At 66.0% G+C, this 18477-nt stretch carries 20 protein-coding genes; 14 read left to right on the forward strand and 6 right to left on the reverse strand.

Annotation, left to right across the window (positions count from 1 at the left end; translation table 11 throughout):
• Window positions 1–24: 24 nt before the first annotated feature.
• Window positions 25–1614 (reverse strand): alkyl hydroperoxide reductase subunit F, encoded by a 1590-nt coding sequence (ahpF, locus tag AC3A6X_RS10235; protein ID WP_487842081.1) that lies wholly within the window; start codon window positions 1612–1614, stop codon window positions 25–27.
• A gap of 85 nt (window positions 1615–1699) precedes the next feature.
• Window positions 1700–2272 (reverse strand): alkyl hydroperoxide reductase subunit C, encoded by a 573-nt coding sequence (gene ahpC / locus AC3A6X_RS10240; RefSeq protein WP_106556737.1) that lies wholly within the window; start codon window positions 2270–2272, stop codon window positions 1700–1702.
• Window positions 2273–2510: 238 nt separating this feature from the next.
• Here ahpC and bfr point away from each other — a divergent pair, with 238 nt between their 5' ends.
• The 13 genes from bfr to hemP all read left to right on the forward strand — a co-directional run bounded on the left by bfr (window position 2511) and on the right by hemP (window position 13495).
• Window positions 2511–2987: a bacterioferritin gene (gene bfr / locus AC3A6X_RS10245; RefSeq protein WP_487842082.1), complete on the forward strand. Its 477-nt coding sequence runs from the start codon at window positions 2511–2513 to the stop codon at window positions 2985–2987.
• Between the two features lie 108 nt (window positions 2988–3095).
• Window positions 3096–3737, forward strand: coding sequence for a PepSY-associated TM helix domain-containing protein (locus tag AC3A6X_RS10250; protein ID WP_487842083.1), 642 nt, complete (start codon window positions 3096–3098; stop codon window positions 3735–3737).
• An 18-nt stretch (window positions 3738–3755) separates the two neighbouring features.
• Entirely contained in the window at window positions 3756–4277 is a 522-nt protein-coding gene (locus AC3A6X_RS10255) for a DUF2271 domain-containing protein (protein ID WP_487842084.1), read from the forward strand.
• Window positions 4278–4306: 29 nt separating this feature from the next.
• Window positions 4307–5107 carry a DUF4198 domain-containing protein gene (locus AC3A6X_RS10260; RefSeq protein ID WP_487842085.1) on the forward strand — a complete coding sequence of 267 codons (801 nt, stop codon included), beginning with the start codon at window positions 4307–4309 and terminating at the stop codon, window positions 5105–5107.
• A 125-nt stretch (window positions 5108–5232) separates the two neighbouring features.
• Complete coding sequence (locus AC3A6X_RS10265; RefSeq protein ID WP_487842086.1) at window positions 5233–6135, forward strand: FAD:protein FMN transferase; 903 nt, start codon at window positions 5233–5235, stop codon at window positions 6133–6135.
• On the forward strand, window positions 6132–7496 hold the full coding sequence (locus AC3A6X_RS10270) for a sulfite reductase subunit alpha (protein WP_487842087.1): 1365 nt from the start codon (window positions 6132–6134) through the stop codon (window positions 7494–7496). Before AC3A6X_RS10265 ends, AC3A6X_RS10270 begins: the two co-directional genes overlap by 4 nt.
• Before the next feature lie 227 nt (window positions 7497–7723).
• On the forward strand, window positions 7724–10081 hold the full coding sequence (locus AC3A6X_RS10275; protein ID WP_487842088.1) for a catecholate siderophore receptor Fiu: 2358 nt from the start codon (window positions 7724–7726) through the stop codon (window positions 10079–10081).
• Between the two features lie 87 nt (window positions 10082–10168).
• Window positions 10169–10849, forward strand: a complete 681-nt coding sequence (locus AC3A6X_RS10280) for a Fe2+-dependent dioxygenase (protein ID WP_487842089.1) — start codon at window positions 10169–10171, stop codon at window positions 10847–10849.
• Window positions 10850–10963: 114 nt separating this feature from the next.
• Window positions 10964–11236 (forward strand): (2Fe-2S)-binding protein, encoded by a 273-nt coding sequence (locus AC3A6X_RS10285; RefSeq protein ID WP_106556729.1) that lies wholly within the window; start codon window positions 10964–10966, stop codon window positions 11234–11236.
• A gap of 103 nt (window positions 11237–11339) precedes the next feature.
• The gene (locus AC3A6X_RS10290; protein ID WP_487842426.1) at window positions 11340–12035 is read left to right on the forward strand and encodes an energy transducer TonB; all 696 of its coding nucleotides are present in this window, start codon (window positions 11340–11342) and stop codon (window positions 12033–12035) included.
• 18 nt (window positions 12036–12053) lie between these two features.
• Window positions 12054–12767 (forward strand): MotA/TolQ/ExbB proton channel family protein, encoded by a 714-nt coding sequence (locus AC3A6X_RS10295; protein ID WP_164255369.1) that lies wholly within the window; start codon window positions 12054–12056, stop codon window positions 12765–12767.
• Window positions 12768–12775: 8 nt separating this feature from the next.
• Window positions 12776–13189 carry an ExbD/TolR family protein gene (locus AC3A6X_RS10300; protein WP_487842090.1) on the forward strand — a complete coding sequence of 138 codons (414 nt, stop codon included), beginning with the start codon at window positions 12776–12778 and terminating at the stop codon, window positions 13187–13189.
• Window positions 13190–13282: 93 nt separating this feature from the next.
• Window positions 13283–13495, forward strand: coding sequence for a hemin uptake protein HemP (gene hemP, locus AC3A6X_RS10305; RefSeq protein WP_487842091.1), 213 nt, complete (start codon window positions 13283–13285; stop codon window positions 13493–13495).
• Window positions 13496–13675: 180 nt separating this feature from the next.
• Here the strand turns inward: hemP and AC3A6X_RS10310 are convergent, their stop codons facing one another.
• On the reverse strand, window positions 13676–14083 hold the full coding sequence (locus AC3A6X_RS10310; RefSeq protein ID WP_487842092.1) for a GlcG/HbpS family heme-binding protein: 408 nt from the start codon (window positions 14081–14083) through the stop codon (window positions 13676–13678).
• A 176-nt stretch (window positions 14084–14259) separates the two neighbouring features.
• Here AC3A6X_RS10310 and AC3A6X_RS10315 point away from each other — a divergent pair, with 176 nt between their 5' ends.
• The gene (locus AC3A6X_RS10315) at window positions 14260–14961 is read left to right on the forward strand and encodes a Bax inhibitor-1/YccA family protein (RefSeq protein ID WP_309971782.1); all 702 of its coding nucleotides are present in this window, start codon (window positions 14260–14262) and stop codon (window positions 14959–14961) included.
• 43 nt (window positions 14962–15004) lie between these two features.
• Here AC3A6X_RS10315 and rlmD read toward each other — a convergent pair whose 3' ends face one another.
• Genes rlmD through AC3A6X_RS10330 form a run of 3 tightly spaced genes read right to left on the reverse strand, consistent with a single transcriptional unit; the run spans window position 15005 to window position 18469 of the window.
• Window positions 15005–16441 (reverse strand): 23S rRNA (uracil(1939)-C(5))-methyltransferase RlmD, encoded by a 1437-nt coding sequence (rlmD, locus tag AC3A6X_RS10320; RefSeq protein ID WP_487842093.1) that lies wholly within the window; start codon window positions 16439–16441, stop codon window positions 15005–15007.
• A gap of 43 nt (window positions 16442–16484) precedes the next feature.
• Window positions 16485–17525: a sigma-70 family RNA polymerase sigma factor gene (locus AC3A6X_RS10325; RefSeq protein WP_487842094.1), complete on the reverse strand. Its 1041-nt coding sequence runs from the start codon at window positions 17523–17525 to the stop codon at window positions 16485–16487.
• 8 nt (window positions 17526–17533) lie between these two features.
• Window positions 17534–18469 (reverse strand): peptidoglycan DD-metalloendopeptidase family protein, encoded by a 936-nt coding sequence (locus AC3A6X_RS10330; protein ID WP_487842095.1) that lies wholly within the window; start codon window positions 18467–18469, stop codon window positions 17534–17536.
• Window positions 18470–18477: the final 8 nt, after the last annotated feature.

The raw sequence follows: 18477 nt of genomic DNA on the forward strand, positions 1-18477 counted from the left end.
GGCCTCGCGCGTTCGAAGCGCTCGCTAAACCAGCGCCTCGGCGACCGCGGCCTTCTCCGCCGGCGCCGAGGTACGGATCAGATGATCGAAGGCGCTCAGCGCCGCCTTCGCACCGTCTCCGGCCGCGATGATGATCTGCTTGAAGGGCACCGTCGTCGCATCGCCCGCCGCGAACACGCCGGGCACCGAGGTCTGGCCCTTGGCATCGACCACGATCTCACCGTGCTTCGAGAGCTCGAGCGTGCCCTTCAGCCAGTCGGTATTGGGCACAAGGCCGATCTGCACGAACACGCCTTCCAGCGGCACCTGGCGGGCCTCGCCCGTCGCGCGGTCCTTGTAGACCAGGCCGTTGACCTTCTGCTGGTCGCCGGTGATCTCGGTGGTCTGCGCGTTGGTGATGATCTCGACGTTGGCGAGGCTCTTGAGTTTGCGCTGCAGCACTGCGTCGGCGCGCAGCTGGGTGTCGTATTCGATCAGCGTGACATGACCCACGATCCCGGCCAGGTCGATCGCCGCCTCGACGCCCGAGTTGCCGCCGCCGATCACGGCCACGCGCTTGCCCTTGAAAAGCGGCCCGTCGCAGTGCGGGCAATAGGCCACGCCCTTGTTCCTGTACTCCTGCTCGCCGGGCACGTTGATGTTGCGCCAGCGCGCGCCGGTCGAGATCACGACCGAGCGGCTCTTGAGCGAGGCGCCGTTCTCGAGCTTGATCTCGATCATGTCGTCGCCGGGCACCAGCGCCGCCGCGCGCTGCAGGTTCATGATGTCGACGTCGTAGTGGCGCACATGCTCTTCGAGCGCGAGCGCGAATCGAGGTCCTTCGGTTTCCTTGATCGAGATGAAGTTCTCGATGCCGAGGGTGTCGAGCACCTGGCCGCCGAAGCGCTCGGAGGCCACGCCCGTGCGGATGCCCTTGCGCGCTGCGTAGACGGCAGCCGCTGCGCCGGCCGGGCCGCCGCCGACGATCAGGACGTCGAAGGGGTCCTTGCCGGCGATCTTCTTCGCCTCGCGCTCGACGCCGCTGGTGTCGATCTTGGCCAGGATCTCTTCCAGGCTCATGCGGCCCTGCCCGAATTCGGTGCCATTCAGGAAGACGGTGGGGACGGCCATGATCTGGCGCTCCTTCACTTCGTCCTGGAACAGGGAGCCGTCGATCATCGTGGTCTTGATGCGCGGGTTCTGCACCGCCATCAGGTTGAGCGCCTGCACCACGTCCGGGCAGTTATGACAGGTGAGCGAGATGTAGATCTCGAACTCGAAGTCGCCTTCCAGCGCACGAATCTGCTCGAGCACGGCCTGCTCTACCTTGGGCGGATAGCCGCCGACCTGCAGCAACGCGAGGACCAGCGAAGTGAACTCGTGGCCCATCGGCAGGCCGGCGAAGCGCGGGCCGTTGCTCTGGCTGGGCCGGTTGATGGAGAACGAGGGCTTGCGATGGTTGTCGTCGCGGCTTTCGGTGACCTTCACCAGCGGGGACGAGTCCGCCACATCCTTCAGCAGCGATTGCAGGTCGATCGACGCCTTGCTGTCATCGAGCGAAGCGACGATTTCGACCGGCTGCGTGATGCGGTCGAGATAGCTTTTCAATTGTGCTTTGGTGCCGGCGTCGAGCATGGTGGACTCACCTCTTTGGAAATCGGAAGACGGAAACAGAAAGGCCCGGGTGCGAACGCGCCCGGGCCTGGCGCGAACGGGCGGCTTAGATCTTGCCGACCAGGTCGAAGGACGGCTTGAGCGTCTCGGCGCCCTCGGTCCACTTCGCCGGGCAGACTTCACCCGGGTGGGCGGCGACGTACTGGGCGGCCTTCACGCGGCGCAGCAGTTCATTGGCGTCACGGCCGATGCCGTTGTCATGCACTTCGACGGTCTTGATCTTGCCCTCGGGGTCGATCACGAAGGTGCCGCGATAGGCGAGACCGGCGTCTTCGCCTTCCTCGATCAGGACCTGGAAGGCACGGGCCAGCTGTTGGCTGGGGTCGCCGATCAGGGGGTACTTCACCTTGGCGATGGTGTCCGAGGTGTCATGCCAGGCCTTGTGGGTGAAGTGGGTGTCCGTCGACACGCCGTAGATCTCCACGCCCAGTTTCTGGAATTCGGCGTAGTGGTCGGCCAAATCGCCCAGTTCGGTCGGGCACACGAAGGTGAAGTCGGCCGGGTAGAAGACGACGACGGACCACTTGCCCTTGAAGCTCTCGTTGCTGACTGGGACGAACTTGCCGTTGTGGTACGCGGTGGCTTTGAACGGGACGATTTCGGTGTTGATCAGGGACATGTATGGGTTCCTAGGTGACTGAAGAAAAAAGCGAGTGTTCAGTATAACTACCAATCTTCAGCATTTAATAGCAAAGAACTATGAAAAATAAAGCGTCGCGCTATGAGCGCGTCCGCCCTCCAGCGGATGCGAACGCCTATCACGATCAAACGCATGCAGACCGCCACAGCATGGGTTCTCTTGCCTGCGCGTTCGAGGCGAACCCACAATCCACGGTTTTAATAACAAGGAAAAGATCATGAAGGGCGACCCTCGAGTCATCGACCATCTGCAGGCCCAGCTCAAGAACGAGCTCACCGCGATCAATCAGTACTTCCTGCACTACCGCATGCTCAAGCACTGGGGCTTGGACAAGCTGGCGAAGAAGGAATACGAAGAATCCATCGGCGAGATGAAGCACGCCGACAAGCTCATGGATCGGATCTTCATGTTGGACGGTCTGCCGAACTTGCAGGACTTGGCCAAGCTCCGTGTAGGCGAGGACGTACCCGAGATCCTGCAGTGCGACCTGGCATCCGAAATGGGCGCGCAGGCCACCATCAAGGACGGCATAGCTCACTGCGAAGCGGTTCGCGACTATGTGTCGCGGGACCTCCTGCAGGAAATCCTGGACGACACCGAGGAGCACATCGACTTCCTGGAAACCCAGATCGACTTGGTCGACAAGGTCGGCCTGCAGAACTATCTGCAGGCCCAGATGGGTGAGGTCGAGTAAGGCAATCTTCGCCACTGAAGCGGGGCCTCGAGCCCCGCTTTTTTTGCGCAGCGCGCAACATGCAAATAGCATTCATTCTCATTTGTGAGGATAGAATGCCGGGCTTCGATGAACGCCCCTTCCGCCAATCGCCGCCGCGCCTACTGGCTCAAGACCTTGCACGAATGGCACTGGGTCAGCGCGGCGCTCTGCCTGATCGGCATGGTGCTGTTCAGCGTCACCGGCTTCACGCTCAATCACGCCGGAAGCATCGAGGCGAAGCCCAAGGTGAGCAGCCGCACCGGCGCCATCGACGACGCGCTGCGCGCCCGCCTCATGCGGCAGCTGCCGTCCGTCAAGGCAAACAAGGGCAAGGCCGAGCTGCCACAAGAACTGCAGGCCTGGGTGCAGCAACAATGGGCCATGGACACCGCGGGCCGAGAGGCCGAGTGGTCGGACGACGAGATCTATCTCTCGCTGCCGAGGCCCGGCGGCGACGCCTGGCTGCGACTCAGCCTGGCCGACGGTGAGATCGAATACGAGCGCACCGACCGCGGCTGGCTTTCGTACTTCAACGACCTGCACAAAGGGCGCAACACGGGCGCCGCCTGGAGCTGGTTCATCGACCTCTTCGCGGCTGCCGCACTCATTTTTTCGGTCACCGGCCTGTTCATTCTCAAGATGCACGCGGGCAATCGCCCGTTCACCTGGCCCGTGGTTGGCATGGGGCTGGTGCTGCCGGTACTGCTGGCGCTGATGTTCATTCATTGATCCTGGAAAGAGGTTTTCGTGCAAGTTCGCTATTCCCTTGCGCTCGCGGCGCTCTTCGGTGCTCCCGCCTTCGCGGCTGGTCTCACGGTCAACATCGAGGTGCCGCGCCTGACGGTGGCCGAATACCACCGGCCTTATGTCGCGGCATGGATCGAACGCGCCGACCAGTCGGTCGCGGCCACGCTGGCGGTCTGGTACGACATCAAGAACAAGGGCAATGCCGAGGGCGAAGGCACCAAATGGCTCAAGGACATGCGCCAGTGGTGGCGCCGCACGGGCCGCGAGCTGCAGATGCCGGTCGATGGCATCAGCAGCGCCACCCGTCCCGCGGGCAAGCACCAGATCAGCTTCACCGAAGGCTCGGTCGCACTTCCGAAGCTGGCGCCTGGCGCCTACAAGCTCTACGTCGAGGCGGCGCGCGAGGTCGGTGGCCGCGAGATCCTGAGCATCCCCTTCGAATGGCCGCCGAAGTCGGCAGCGCAGCCGCAGGTCGCCGGCAACAGCGAGCTTGGCGAAGTGAAGCTCGAACTCAAGCCCTGAATTCCCCCATCCTCCTCATCGGGTTCCATATGAAGCTTGCTTTCCGCACCGTCGCCCTGACCCTCGCCCTCGCCACCGCGTCCGTCCATGCACACAACGTGTGGCTGCTGCCCTCCAGCACGCTGCTGTCCAAGGGCGACTGGATCACGGTCGACGCGGCCGTGTCCAACGACCTGTTCTTCTTCAATCACAACCCGCTGGCCCTCGACAACCTCGACGTCACGGCGCCCGACGGCAGCGCCATCAAGGCCGAGAACGTTCACAAGGGCAAGCTGCGCAGCGTCTTCGACCTCAACCTCGCCCAGCCCGGTACCTACCGTGTCGCGGTGCTCAACGGCGGCGTGTTCGCGCGCTGGAAGGACAAGGCTACCGGGCAGCAGAAGCGCGCGCGCGGCACGCCGGAGAACATCGCGAGCCAGATCCCGGCAGACGCACAAGAAGTCGAAGTCACGCAGTCGACCGGCCGCATCGAAACCTTCATCACCGTGGGCAAGCCCAGCAAGCTCCAGCCGAGCGGGAAGGGGCTGGAACTGGTCGCCACCACCCATCCCACTGACCTGGTGAAGGGCGAGAAGGCCAGCTTCATCTTGCAGATCGACGGCCAGCCCGCCAAGGACCTCGAAGTGACGGTCACGCCGGGCAACACGCGCTACCGCGACAAGATGGACGAGATCACGGCCAAGACGGACGCCAAGGGCCAGTTCTCCGTGACCTGGCCGCAGGCCGGCATGTACTGGCTCGAAGCCAACACCAAGGACAGCAAGACGTCGGTCCCGCAGGCCAAGGAGCGGCGCCTGAGCTATGCCGCTACCTTGGAAGTGATGCCCTGAACACGCCCGCCAAGGTCGCGACCGCGCGGCCTTCCTTCGCCGCCCGTTGGGCGAGCGGCTACGCCGATGCCGCGCTGCCGCGCCGCGCCGATCCTGCCAGCCTTCAGGCGATCGGCGGGCGCACGATGGGCACGACCTGGTCGCTGCGCTTCGACAACCCGAAGATGATCGAGCTCGGCGCAGTCCGGCATGCCGTGCAAGCCGCGCTCGACCGCGTGATCGCCCAGATGAGCACCTGGGACCCGGGCTCGGACATCTGCCGCTTCAACGGCGCGATCGCCGGCAGCCGTCATTCGCTGGCGCCGGAATTCGCCGAAGTGCTGGGCTGCGCATTGCATTGGGCCGCGGCAAGTGGCGGCGCGATCGATCCCAGCGTCGGGCCCTTGATCTCGCTGTGGGGGTTCGGAGCACAAGCCTGCACCTCTGGGACGCCCCCCTCCCCGGCCGATCTCGCGCAAGCCCGGGCGCGGGTCGACTGGGAGCGGCTCGACTTCGATCCTGGAACCCAATCGATCCTGCAGCCGGGCGGCACTGCGCTCGATCTCTCGGGGGTGGCCAAGGGGTTCGCAGTCGATCACGTGGCCGAGGCGTTACGTGCCCTCGGCCTCGAGGACTTCATCGTCGAAGTCGGCGGCGAGCTGCGCGGCGCCGGCCACCGCCCCGGCGGCGCTCCCTGGCGAGTCCAGGTCGACGCGCCTAACGACCGCCCGGCGGTCGTCGCGCTTTCCAACCTGGCCATCGCCACCTCGGGCGACCGCTGGCACACGCACGAACACGCCGGCCGGCGCTGGTCGCACACCATCGATCCGCGCAGCGGCGAGCCGCCTCGCCACGCGTTGGCCTCGGTGACGGTGCTGCACCGCGAATGCATGCACGCCGATGCGCTGGCGACCGTTCTGACGGTGCTGGGGCCCGACGAGGGCCTGGCATTCGCCGAGCGCCACGCGGCCCCGGCTCTGTTCGTCTGTCACGAAGGCGCGCAGCCCCGGGTCCTGGCCACCAGCCACTGGCCCGCGCACAGCTCATGACCGAGGCGGTCTTGCGCGCGCTGGCGGCCGGCGCGACGATGTGCGCCTATGCGGCAATGTGCCTCGCCGTGTACCGGCGAGAGCGCGGTCGTCGACGGGTTGCAGCGCGCACGGCCGCTGCCCTGGCAGGCGACGGCAGCTCGCAAGCCGCCCTGGTGCTCTTCGCGAGCCAGACCGGCCAGGCCGAGGCCCTGGCCTGGCAAACCGCCGGTTGGCTGCGCGACGCCGGAAAGCCGGTGCGCGTGATCCCGCTCAACCAGGCCGATGCGCAGACGCTTCGAGGCGCGGGCTCAGCCCTCTTCGTTGCCAGTACCTACGGCGAAGGCGACGCGCCCGACGGCGCCAGCGTGTTCGCGGCGGACGTGATGCGCGCCGGCATGGATCTCTCTTCGCTGCGCTACGCCGTGCTCGCGCTGGGCGATCGCCAATACGCCAACTTCTGCGGCTTCGGCCGGGCGCTCGACGAGTGGCTTCATTCGACGGGCGCCACGCGAACCTTCGAGCGCATCGAGGTCGACAACGGCAACCCTGCCGCCCTGGCCCGGTGGCAGACGCTGTGCGGCGGGGCCGACGCGCTGTCGACAACGCCCGGCCATGACGGCACGCCCCTCCCATGGCGACTCCACGCGCGGGAATTGCTGAACGCCGGAAGCGCCGGCGCGCCCGTGTACCACCTCGCGTTCGAACCGCCCGCCGGGCAATCGGCACAGTGGGAATCCGGGGACATCGCCCAGATCACGCTGGCAAGCGATCCCGGCCGCCCGCGCGACTATTCGATCGCCTCGATCCCGGCCGATGGCCAGCTCCACCTGCTGGTACGCCAGGAACGGCACCCCGACGGAACGCTCGGCGCCGCTTCCGGCCTGCTGAGTTCGACGCTGGCGATCGGCGATCGCATCGCGCTGCGCCTGCGGCCGCACCGCAACTTTCGCCTCGAGGCCAACGCCCAGCGGCCCCTGATCCTCGTCGGCAACGGCACGGGGCTGGCGGGCTTGCGCGGCCACCTGCGTGCCCGCGCCGAGGCCGGGCAGCACGACAACTGGCTGGTGTTCGGCGAGCGCAATGCGCGGCACGACTTTCTCTACCGCCAGGAGATCGAGGCATGGCAGGCCTCGGGCGCGCTGCGCCGTCTCGACATGGTGTTCTCGCGCGACCAAGCCCAGCGCCAGTACGTGCAGCATCGCCTGCTGCAGGCCTCCGAGGAGGTGCAGGCCTGGCTGGCGCGAGGTGCCGCCGTGTACGTCTGCGGCAGCCTGCAGGGCATGGCCTCGGGCGTCGACGCAGCACTGCGCCAGATCGCCGGCGAGGCCTCCATGCGCGAACTCAACGCCACCGGGCGTTATCGGCGCGACGTGTACTGAAGCGCCTTGGCCAACGCTTCCAGTGGCCGCCTGGCAACGGATCTGGGAGAGATTTTGGCATCACGGCCTGCAAAACGTTAACAATGGTATTGAGATTCATTATCATCCACGCCGATCTCGCCTTTGTTCGCGACTCAGCTCACCCAGCCAATCCCCATCGCCCCACCCGGGCGCCCACAGGGACCAGCCAGACGAGTTCTCACACAGCCCTTTCCGGAGAACCCTTCATGGCCTACATCAAGAGCCGCAAGCACGCCGTCGCACGTGCCTTGCCGCCGCTCGGCAGCGCTGCCGCCGCCACACTCATGGCGCTCACCACGCTGCCCGCCTCTGCGCAGACGACCACCAGCACCCTCAAGGAGGTGCGCGTCGACGGCGCCTCGGCCGACTACAAGGCCGACACTTCGGCCAACCCCAAGTTCACCGCACCGCTGGTCGACACGCCGCAGACCATCTCGGTCGTCCGCGAGCAGATCATTCGCGAACAGGGCGCCACCACCCTGACCGAGGCGCTGCGCAACATCCCGGGGGCGGGCACCTTCTTCCTCGGCGAGAACGGCAACACCAGCACCGGCGACACGATCTTCATGCGCGGCTTCGACACCTCGAGCAGCATCTTCGTCGACGGCATCCGCGACCTGGGCTCGGTCTCGCGCGACGTGTTCAACGTCGAGCAGGTCGAGGTGGTCAAGGGCCCGGCCAGCACCGACGTGGGACGCACGTCGCCCACCGGCTATATCAACCTCATCACCAAGAAGCCGCGCCTCGAGGACAGCTTTGCGGGCTCGGTGAGCTTCGGCAGCGCCGACTACGCGCGCACCAGCATCGACTGGAACAAGATGATCAGCGCGGCGGACGGCTCCGGCACGGCCTTCCGCCTCAACGCGGTGGCACAGGACGGCGGCGTCGCCGGCCGCGACTTCGTGAAGAACAAGCGCTGGGCGATTGCACCCTCGCTGGCCATCGGCCTGAACACGCCGACGCGCATCTTCCTCGACTACGTGCACGTCAAGCAGGACAACGTTCCGGACGGGGGCGTTCCGACCATCGGCCTGCCGGGCTACTCCAACCCCGATCCGCTGGCACTCGGCGCGCGCCGCCGCACCTTCCTGAACTTCGCGTCGCCCGTCGACTCGAGCAACTTCTACGGCACGCGCTCGGACTTCGACAACGTGACGTCGGACATGTTCACCGCTCGGGTCGAGCACGACATCTCGCCGAACGTCACGCTGCGCAACACCACGCGCTTCGGCAGGACCACGCAGGACTACTTGCTCACCTCGTTCGTGCTGGGCGGCCTTGCAGCCAACGGGACCGTGCCCGCGGCCAATACGGGCTTCCTGGCCACGCCGAACCCGAGCCTGCCTGCCACCTGGACCTTCCGGCGCAGCTCGCCGACCAACAAGGACCAAGAGAACAAGATCTTCGTGAATCAGACCAACGTGACCGCCAAGATCGACACGGGCGGCATCAGCCACTCGATCAGTGCGGGTCTCGAACTGCTGCGGGAAGAACAGAACAACCTCAACTTCTTCGCGCCAGGCTTCGCCAGCGTCAACACGACCTTCGCACCCGCGGGCTCCTGGCCGGATGCGAACCTGTACAACCCGAACCCCGACGTCGTCGGCTACAACCGCCTGCGCAACGGCACGGGCTCCAACGGCAGGACCGACACCGTCGGCCTGTATGCGTTCGACACCATCAAGCTCAACGAGCAGTGGCAGATCACCGGCGGCCTGCGCTACGACCACTACAGCACCGACTTCAACTCGACCGCGCTGGCGCTGCCGTCGCGGGCGATCACGCCGACCAGCCTGTCGGTGTCGGACGGGCTGTTCACGGGCAAGCTGGGCGTCGTCTACAAGCCGGCCGAGAATGGCAGCGTCTACGCCGCCTACGGGACGGCCGCGCAACCTCCGGGCGGCGCCAACTTCGCGCTGGCAGCGGCCGGTACCGGCAACAACGCCGGACGCACCGACTTCTTGCCGCAGAAGGCCAAGACCTATGAAGTGGGCACCAAGTGGGACGTGCTGAACAAGCGCCTGGCGCTGACCGCAGCGCTCTACCGCACGGAGGTGCGCAACGAGGTGGTCCAGGATCCGACCAACGCCGCCGTCTTCACGCAGACCGGCAAGAAGCGCGTGCAAGGCATCGAGCTGGGTGCGGCCGGCGCGATCACCGACAACTGGGGCGTGAGCGCAGGTTTCACGACCATGAACACCAAGGTCGACGGCTCCACCAATTCGCAGGACCAGATCACGGTGGTCCCCTACACGCCGAAGCGGGCGTTCACGGCGTGGACGACCTACCAATTTCCCTTCGGCCTGACGATCGGCGGCGGCGCCCGCTACAACGGCAAGCTGACCAAGGGCTTCGACGGCGCCGTGGGCACCCCGGCCTACACCGAATCGTATTGGGTGTTCGACGCGATGGCGTCTTATCGCGTCAGCAAGAACGTCGAGATCCAGCTGAACATCTACAACCTGTTCGACAAGGAGTACGTGGCGGCGATCAACAAGAGCGGCTATCGCTACTCGCCCGGCATCCCGCGTTCCGGGCGAATCACGGCCAACTTCACGTTCTGATGCGAGCGCCGCGTCGCCGCCCGCGCGATGCGACACTCGAGCCCCGGCCCCTTTGCCGGGGCTTTTTTCATTGAGAGAGCTCCACAAATGATGCTGCATGTGCCCAATGTCCTCAGCGCGGAACAGGTGTGCGACATCCGCGCAGCGCTCGACGGCACCGACTGGGTCGATGGCCGCGAAACCGCCGGCAAACAAGGCGCGCAGGTCAAGCGCAACCGGCAATTGCCGGAGCACTCCGCGGTGGGGCGCGAACTCGGCAAGACGATCCTGCAGGCGTTGGCCCGCCACCCGCTCTTCTTCTCGGCCGCGTTGCCGCTGCGCTTCGTGCCACCGCTGTTCAACCGCTACGAAGGCGGAGAGCACTACGGGCTTCACGTCGACGGATCGGTGCGTTCCGTGCCGGGCACGGGCGAGCAGTTGCGCACCGATCTCTCCTGCACCCTCTTCCTGTGCGATCCGGACGACTATGAAGGCGGCGAGCTGGAGGTCGTCGACACCTACGGCGCGCACGAGGTCAAGCTTCCTGCCGGCGACCTGATCCTCTATCCCTCGAGCAGCCTGCACCGCGTACACCCCGTGACCCACGGCGCCCGCACCTGCGCGTTCTTCTGGGTCCAGAGCATGGTGCGCGACGACGGCCAGCGGGCCATGCTGTTCGAGCTCGACCAGAACATCCTCAGGCTGCGCGGACGGATCGGCGAGTGCGAGGAGACGGTGGCGCTGACGGGCCACTATCACAACCTGCTGCGCCTCTGGGCCGAAGTTTGAGACTGGCCGCCGCCGCTGCAAAACCCCATTGGCCATAGTTGTTGCAAATGCGAGGGATTCGTATTTATAATCACGACTCCTATCACCAGCCAGCCAGACTGCCGCCCCACCGCCATGATCGTTTGCGTATGTCGCCGAGTGTCAGACCGCGAAATCGCGCGCCACGTGCGGGCGGGGATGACTTTCGACGAAGTGCAATTCGAGCTCGGCGTCGCCACCCAGTGCGGCCAATGCGAGAGCTGCGCACGCGACGTGGTCGCGCAGTGCAGTGCCTCCCACCCGATCGCCGCGTTGAGCCGCGAATCGGAGCCGAGTTCGATCCAGCTCGCCAGCGCCATCACGGAAAGCAGGGCATGGAACTCTTCTCGGCACTCGGCATCAGCCTGATCGTCGTCACAGGCTCGGCCTGGTGGATTTTTCGCAAGTAAGTAGACAGCCGGCGGTTTGCTGCATCCGGCACCTTTGAAGGTGTCCGGCACTCGAATGTTTGATCGTGTCTGACCGCTTCTATTCGCCGCCCCCCTCCGTTCTGGGCCTGTCGCGCAACGCGCTTATTGCGAGCGGCGTGGTGCTCTTCCACGTCGCGGCGCTCTGGGCGCTGCAAAGCGGGCTGCTGCGGCGGGCCGCCGAGGTGGTCATTCCAGTGGAAATCCTGAGCGAGTTCATCGAGCCGCCCAAGCCGAAGGAGTTGCCGCCGCCACCGCCTCCTCCGCCGCCGCCGAAGCCCCAGGTCACGAAGGCCCCGCCCCCGCCGCGGCCGCAGGCGATTCGCGAGCCCAAGCCTACGCCGGCACCGAACGCCCCCACCGGGACGGTCGAACCGCCCCCACCGCCGGCCCCCATTGCGCCGCCCGCGCCTCCGGCACCGCCGGCTCCGCCCCCCGCGCCGCCGGCGCCGCCGTCAATCCAGTTGCCGTCCAGCGACGCTGACTACCTGCAGAACCCCAAGCCCGCGTATCCGGCCATGAGCAGGCGCCTGGGCGAACAGGGCCGGACTGTCGTTCGAGTCACCATCGGCGTCGACGGGCTGCCTAAACGCGCCACCGTCCGGACCTCCAGTGGCTTTGACCGCTTGGACGAGGCGGCGGTCGCTGCCGTCATGCGATGGCGCTACGTACCGGGCAAACGAAATGGAGTCGTTGAAGAAATGGACTTCAGCGTTCCGATCAACTGGGTTCTCAACTAATTTCTGGAGCAGCTTCGTATGGATTCCCACTTTGGCCTGATGAATGTCTGGAATCAGGGCGACTTCGTCACACGCGCCGTGGCCCTGCTTCTGATCGGCATGTCCCTCGCGTCATGGATCGTGATCCTGATCAAGGCGCTGGACGTCATCCGCTACAAGCGCCTCGCCAAGCACTCGCAGGACTTCTGGCACAGCGAAGACTTCGCCACCGCGCTGAACAAGCTCGGCAAGGACGACGGCAACCCCTTCCGCGCGCTGGCGCTGGAGGGCCGCGAGGCCGCGGCGCACCATCGCAATACCAAGGCGCATCTGCACGACGCACTCGACGTGAGCGACTGGATCACCCGTGCGCTGCGCAACGGCATCGACGAATTCACCGCGCGCCTGCAGACCGGCCTCGCGATCCTGGCTTCCGTCGGCTCGACGGCGCCGTTCATCGGGCTGTTCGGCACGGTGTGGGGCATCTATCACGCCCTGATGAGCATCGGCTCCGCCGGACAGGCCACCATCGACAAGGTGGCCGGCCCGATCGGCGAGGCGCTGATCATGACGGCACTGGGCCTTGCAGTCGCCATCCCCGCGGTGCTCGGCTACAACGCGCTGGTGCGCGGCAACAAGTTCGTGCTGACCAAGCTCAACAGCTTCGCGCACGACCTGCATGCCTACTTCGTGACCGGCGCCCGCGTGCAAAGCGGCGTCGAGGCCACCGTGGTGCCGCTCAAGAAAGGCTGAGGAACGCCATGGCTTTCGGAACCCAGGACGAACCCGACGAGGTGATGAACGAGATCAACATGACGCCGCTGGTCGACGTCATGCTGGTGCTACTGATCATCTTCATCATCACCGTACCGGTGATGAAGCACGCGGTCAACATCGACCTTCCCCGCGCCAGCAGCGAACCGGAGCAGACCAAACCGCAGAACATTTTGTTCACGGTGGCGGCCGACGGCAGCTACTACTGGAACGAGCAGAAGATCGACGACGGCGAGTTGAAGACGCGGCTGGCCGCCCAGGCCGCCAAGGATCCGCAGCCTGAGCTGCACATCCGCGGCGACAAGGCAGTGCGTTACGAGCGCGTGGCGCAGGCCATGTCGGCAGCTCGCCAGGCCGGCGTTCGCAAGATCGGGTTCATCACCGAACCCGAGCCCAGGTAGCGCCGAACCGCAAGCTCGAAAAATCGATCGCAGCGATTGACTTTTTATTGAGAATCATTATCATTCAGCTATCGTTCAGATAAAGGGATTCCAATGCAAGCCGTGCCCAACGCGTTCAGTGTCCTGAGCCATCCCTCGCTCGACCATTCGGGCGGCGGCCGCGCAAGCAGCGAGGCTCCCCGCCCTGCCACCCTGTTCGAGAGCGCGGAGCTTCTCCAGGGCGGCAAGATCGTCGGCATCATGCACAACGGCTCGTTGTACCGGCTGCAAGCCACCAAACTCGGCAAGCTGATCCTCACCAAGTAGGTTTCAGTTCGCCCCTCGCGCAAGTTTCATCGTGGGGCGACTCGAGGAGATCTGATCTCCGAAGGGTCGTTTTTTGCTAGCCAACGGCTTCTTGCCGACTAGCCAAGCTTTTTTTCCCGCCTTGAAACCCAAGTAAAACGCCGACCCGGAGGTCGGCGTTCTGCATTGGGGGCCTTGCAATCAGAGGCCGAGCGCGGCGATGCCCGCCCTGGCGATCTGGGCATCTTCGTTCGACTTGACGCCACTGACGCCGACGGCGCCGATCACCTGGCCGTCCTTGACGATCGGCACGCCCCCCTCGAGCAGGCCATTGATGCCCGGCGCCGACAGGAAGGAGGTGCGGCCGCCATTGACCATGTCCTCGTAGACCTTGCTCTCGCGCCGCCCCATGGCAGTTGTGTGAGCCTTGGCGGGCGCGATGTGCGACGAGATGGCGGCGGCACCATCCAGCCGCTGCAGCCACAGCAGGTTGCCGGCGTCATCGGCGATGGCGATGGTCACGGCCCAGTTGTTCTTGAGTGCTTCGGCTTCGGCCGCTGCGGCAATCGCCTTGACATCGGCGAGTTCGAGAAAAGACTTGGTCTTCATGGTCTTGCGAATAGTGAGCAAATGGCAAGCATAGCGCCAGCGCCTGCCTGAACGCTTACGAAACGCGGAGTGCGCTTTAGCGCCATGCCGAGGCGGGTCTTTTCCCGGTCGGGTCCTTGCACCCCCCTAGAATGACCCCAACTGCTGCATTGCAGCCAACATCAGGAGTTTCAGCAATGAACGACCGCGTCAACACCCTTGCCACTACCGTCGGCTACGGCCAGGCGCTGCCGCAAGCAGAGCGCCAGCGCGTACTGCGCAACACCTACTGGCTGCTCGCCTTGAGCCTGCTGCCCACAGTGCTGGGCGCCTGGCTGGGCGTCGCCACCGGAATCACCCGCTCCCTCAGCGGCGGCATCGGCCTGATGGTGTTCCTGGGCGGTGCCTTCGGCTTCATCTTCGCCATCGAGAAGACCAAGAACTCGGCGGCAGGCGTTCCGGTGCTGCTGGGCTTCACCTTCTTCATGGGCCTCATGCTGTCGCGGCTGATCGCGATGGTGCTGGGCTTCAAGAACGGCTCCGAGCTCATCATGACCGCCTTCGGCGGCACCGCCGGCGTGTTCTTCGTGATGGCCTCGCTGGCCACCGTGATCAAGCGCGACCTGTCGGGCATGGGCAAGTGGCTGTTTGTCGGCGCATTGGTGCTGATGATCGGCGCCGTCATCAACGTGTTCGTGGGTTCCAGCGCCGGCATGCTCGCGATCTCGGTCGCCGCGATCGGCATCTTTTCGGCCTACATGCTCTATGACCTCAAGCAGATCATGGACGGCGGCGAAACCAACTACATCAGCGCCACGCTGGCGCTCTACCTGGACATGTTCAACGTCTTCCAGAGCCTGCTGGCCCTGCTGGGCATCTTCGGCGGCGAGCGCGACTGAGCATCGTCTCGGCATTCGAAAAAAGGGCCTTCGGGCCCTTTTTTCATGCCCGTTCGAACACGGCGATCGACTCGACGTGCGCCGTGTGCGGGAACATGTTAACCACGCCCGCGAAGGTGCAGCGATAGCCCGCCTGGTGCACCAGCAGGCCGGCGTCGCGCGCCAGCGTCGAAGGATTGCAGCTCACGTAGACGATGCGCCTGGGCGGCGCCCAGCCATCCCTGGGCAGATCGTCCTGCTGGTGCAGATCGGCCAGCGCCTTGGCCAGCGCGAAAGCCCCCTCGCGAGGCGGATCCACCAGCCATTTGTCCGCTGCGCCGTCGGCCACCAGCATCGCAGGCGTCATCTCGAACAGATTGCGGGCGACAAAGCGCGTTGGGGCCAGCGCGCCCCGGCTTGGCGCCGGGCCCTGGTTGCGCACCAGGTTCTCCGTGGCCCTGGCCACCAGCGTATCGCTGCCCTCGATGCCCAGCACTTCCCGAGCACGGGTCGCGAGCGGAAGCGTGAAATTGCCCAGTCCGCAGAACCAGTCGATGACGCGCTCCTCTGGCTGCACGTCGAGCAGGCGCAAGGCGCGACTGACGAGCACACGGTTGATAGGCGCATTGACCTGGGTGAAATCGGTCGGCTTGAACGGCATCGTGACGCCGAATTCCGGCAACTGGTACGCCAGCGCCGGCCCGCCGGGCTCCAGCAGCCGCACCGTTTCGGGCCCCTTCGGCTGAAGCCACCACTGCACGCCCTCGTGTTCAGCCGCGAAGGCCTTGAGGCGTGCAATGTCCGCAGTAGACAGCGGCTCCAGGTGCCGCAACACCAGCGCGATCACGCCGAGCCCGGTGTCGTCGGGCCCATCACCGCACGCCAATTCGATCTGGGGGCAGGTGTCGCGTGCGTCCATCGATCCGATGAGCTCGCGCAGCGGCATGAGCATGGCGCTGACGCGCGCCGGCAGCACCGGGCACACCTGCATGTCGGCGAGATAGCGGCTCTTGCGTTCGTGAAAACCGATCAGCACCGTGCCCTTCTTGACCACGTGGCGCACTGACAGCCGCGCGCGATAGCGGTAGTGCCAGGCCGGGCCTTCGAGCGGCCGCAGCATGTTCTCCGGCCGCACCTTGCCCAGATGCCACAGGTTGTCCTCGAGCGCACGCTGCTTGACCGCCACCTGCGCCGCGGCGTCGAGATGCTGCATCTTGCAGCCGCCGCAGGCACCGGGGTGCAACCCGAAATGCGGACATCCCGGACGCACGCGCTGCGAGGATTCGCGGCGGATCGCGGTCACCGTGCCCTGCTCCCAGTTGTTCTTCCTGCGCTGCACCTTGAGCTGCACTTCCTCGAAGGGCAGCGCGCCCTCGATGAACACCACCATGCCGCTGGCCTTGTGTGCCACGCCTTGCGCGTCGAGGTCGAGCGACTCGACCTGCAGCCACTCATCGTCGGGCTGCTGCTGCGCCTCTTGGCTTCCTGTCGATTCCGTCATGCACGGATTGTCTCAGGGCGGCATGCCCTGCCCGGACGGATGCCTACAAGAGCGCGTCGCGCTGCACGCCCGCGCGCGCGAGCTGGCGCCGCATCTTGGCGAGGGCCTCGTTCTGGATCTGCCGCACGCGCTCGCGCGTGAGGCCCAGGCGCACGCTCAGCACTTCGAGGGTCTCCGGATCGCGGTCATGCAGACCGTAGCGCCCCTCCAGCACCTCGCGTTCGCGATCGCTCAGCGCGAGGATCCACTGATCGAGGAGCTTCTCGACCTCATGCGTCTGGGTGGTACCCGTCGGGTCGCTGTGCTCATCCTCGGAGGCCACCGTGTCGGCGAGGCTGAAGCTGTCTTCGCTGCGCTCGCTGCCGGCATCCAGCGAACGCGGCGCCTCGGCCAGCGCCATCAGGTCGGCCACGGCCTGCACCTCGCGACCCAGCAGCGCCGCCACGTCTTCCACACGCACGCCGTCGGGGCGACGCGCGATGAAGTCGGCGTCGCCCTCCAGCGTCCGCCGCGCGCGCATCACCTGCTGCAGTTCGCGCACCACGTGCACCGGGAGGCGAATCGCACGCGCCTGCATCATCGCCGCGCGCTCGATCGACTGGCGGATCCACCAGGTCGCGTAGGTCGAGAAGCGAAAGCCTCGTTCGGGCTCGAACTTGTTGATCGCGTGCATCAGGCCGAGGTTGCCCTCCTCGATCAGGTCCACGAGCGGAACGCCGCGGTTCAGGTACCCCTTCGCAATGTTCACCACGAGCCGCAGGTTGTGCTCGATCATCGACTGGCGCGCCGAGAAGTCACCGCCACGCGCGGCACAGGCAGTGCGGTATTCCTCGTCGGGCGTGAACAGCTCGGTGCGCCGGATCTCGCGCAGATAGAGCGTCAGCGAATCGCCGCCCTCGCCGCCCTCGCCGCCCAGATCGAGCGGGGCGGCTTCACGCGAAATGTCTTGCGCCGCCTCGCCGCCGGCACGCTCGGCCGCCTCGTCCGCAGGAACGGCAGGACCGAAGGCACCGAATGGAACTGCGCCGCCGTTGCCCGCCGCGCGCCGCACGATCTGAACGCGACGCCGGCGAGAGGCAGCCATGCATGGTCCTAGCGGGCGGGCAGATAGCGCGCCGGATCGACAGGCTTTCCCTGCCGGCGGATTTCGAAGTGCAGCTTCACGCGGTCCGCATCGCTGTTGCCCATCTCGGCGATCTTCTGCCCCTTCTGCACCGACTGGTCCTCCTTCACCAGCAGCGTCCGGTTATGGGCGTAAGCGGTGAGGTAGGTGTTGTTGTGCTTGAGGATGATCAGGTTGCCGTAGCCGCGCAGGCCGGCACCCGCATAGACGACGCGCCCATCGGCCGCGGCAAGCACCGAGTCGCCGGCCTTGCCGCCGATGTCGAGGCCCTTGTTCTTGGCCTCGTCGAAGCCCGCGATCAGCGAACCCTGGGCAGGCCAGATCCAGCCGACGTCTTCATCGCCCGACGCCGTAGCGGCCGGTGTCGCGGGCGACGCCGTGACGATGGATGGCGTGGGCTTGGCAGCCGCGCTCGCTGCCGCTGCGGGAGCCGGCGCTGCAGCGGCGACAGTCCCCGCACTGGGTGTGGCGGCAGCGGTCCGCGTCGCATCGGTGGCAGCGGACGCAGGCGGCACCGCCGCGGTTGCGGCCGCGCCCGCAGGCGGGATCACGCGCAGCACCTGGCCCACTTCGATCAGGTCCGGATTCTCGAGATTGTTCCAGCGCACGATATCGCGCCAGTTCTGGCCCGTCTCCGTGCCGATGCGGCGAATGGTGTCACCAGGACGAACCGCGTAGTAGCCGGGCTTGCCGTAGTTCTCGATCCCCGGCAGCGGCTTGCCCGATGCATCGGTGGTGATGGGAGGCGTGCCGGGGGCGCCCGGCGCGGCAGCAGCCGGCGCACTGATCATCGTGCCGCGGTCCTCGACCGGAACGGGCCCGCGCTTCGCGGCACACCCCGCAATCAAGAGTGCGACCAGCAGCGTCACGCCAGCAAGCCAGCCCCGATTGCCAATACCCTGCATGTGTTCTT

The sequence above is a fragment of the Variovorax sp. Soil_C_12 genome, assembly GCF_057657375.1.

Excerpts from the sequence above, each read along its gene's own strand:
- ahpF (WP_487842081.1), bottom strand. The coding sequence starts at position 1,614 with ATGCTCGACGCCGGCACCAAAGCACAATTGAAAAGCTATCTCGACCGC.
- ahpC (WP_106556737.1), bottom strand. The coding sequence starts at position 2,272 with ATGTCCCTGATCAACACCGAAATCGTCCCGTTCAAAGCCACCGCGTAC.
- bfr (WP_487842082.1), top strand. The coding sequence starts at position 2,511 with ATGAAGGGCGACCCTCGAGTCATCGACCATCTGCAGGCCCAGCTCAAG.
- AC3A6X_RS10250 (WP_487842083.1), top strand. The coding sequence starts at position 3,096 with ATGAACGCCCCTTCCGCCAATCGCCGCCGCGCCTACTGGCTCAAGACC.
- AC3A6X_RS10260 (WP_487842085.1), top strand. The coding sequence starts at position 4,307 with ATGAAGCTTGCTTTCCGCACCGTCGCCCTGACCCTCGCCCTCGCCACC.
- AC3A6X_RS10265 (WP_487842086.1), top strand. The coding sequence starts at position 5,233 with ATGGGCACGACCTGGTCGCTGCGCTTCGACAACCCGAAGATGATCGAG.
- AC3A6X_RS10270 (WP_487842087.1), top strand. The coding sequence starts at position 6,132 with ATGACCGAGGCGGTCTTGCGCGCGCTGGCGGCCGGCGCGACGATGTGC.
- AC3A6X_RS10275 (WP_487842088.1), top strand. The coding sequence starts at position 7,724 with ATGGCCTACATCAAGAGCCGCAAGCACGCCGTCGCACGTGCCTTGCCG.
- AC3A6X_RS10280 (WP_487842089.1), top strand. The coding sequence starts at position 10,169 with ATGATGCTGCATGTGCCCAATGTCCTCAGCGCGGAACAGGTGTGCGAC.
- AC3A6X_RS10285 (WP_106556729.1), top strand. The coding sequence starts at position 10,964 with ATGATCGTTTGCGTATGTCGCCGAGTGTCAGACCGCGAAATCGCGCGC.
- AC3A6X_RS10295 (WP_164255369.1), top strand. The coding sequence starts at position 12,054 with ATGGATTCCCACTTTGGCCTGATGAATGTCTGGAATCAGGGCGACTTC.
- AC3A6X_RS10300 (WP_487842090.1), top strand. The coding sequence starts at position 12,776 with ATGGCTTTCGGAACCCAGGACGAACCCGACGAGGTGATGAACGAGATC.
- hemP (WP_487842091.1), top strand. The coding sequence starts at position 13,283 with ATGCAAGCCGTGCCCAACGCGTTCAGTGTCCTGAGCCATCCCTCGCTC.
- AC3A6X_RS10310 (WP_487842092.1), bottom strand. The coding sequence starts at position 14,083 with ATGAAGACCAAGTCTTTTCTCGAACTCGCCGATGTCAAGGCGATTGCC.
- AC3A6X_RS10315 (WP_309971782.1), top strand. The coding sequence starts at position 14,260 with ATGAACGACCGCGTCAACACCCTTGCCACTACCGTCGGCTACGGCCAG.
- rlmD (WP_487842093.1), bottom strand. The coding sequence starts at position 16,441 with ATGACGGAATCGACAGGAAGCCAAGAGGCGCAGCAGCAGCCCGACGAT.
- AC3A6X_RS10325 (WP_487842094.1), bottom strand. The coding sequence starts at position 17,525 with ATGGCTGCCTCTCGCCGGCGTCGCGTTCAGATCGTGCGGCGCGCGGCG.
- AC3A6X_RS10330 (WP_487842095.1), bottom strand. The coding sequence starts at position 18,469 with ATGCAGGGTATTGGCAATCGGGGCTGGCTTGCTGGCGTGACGCTGCTG.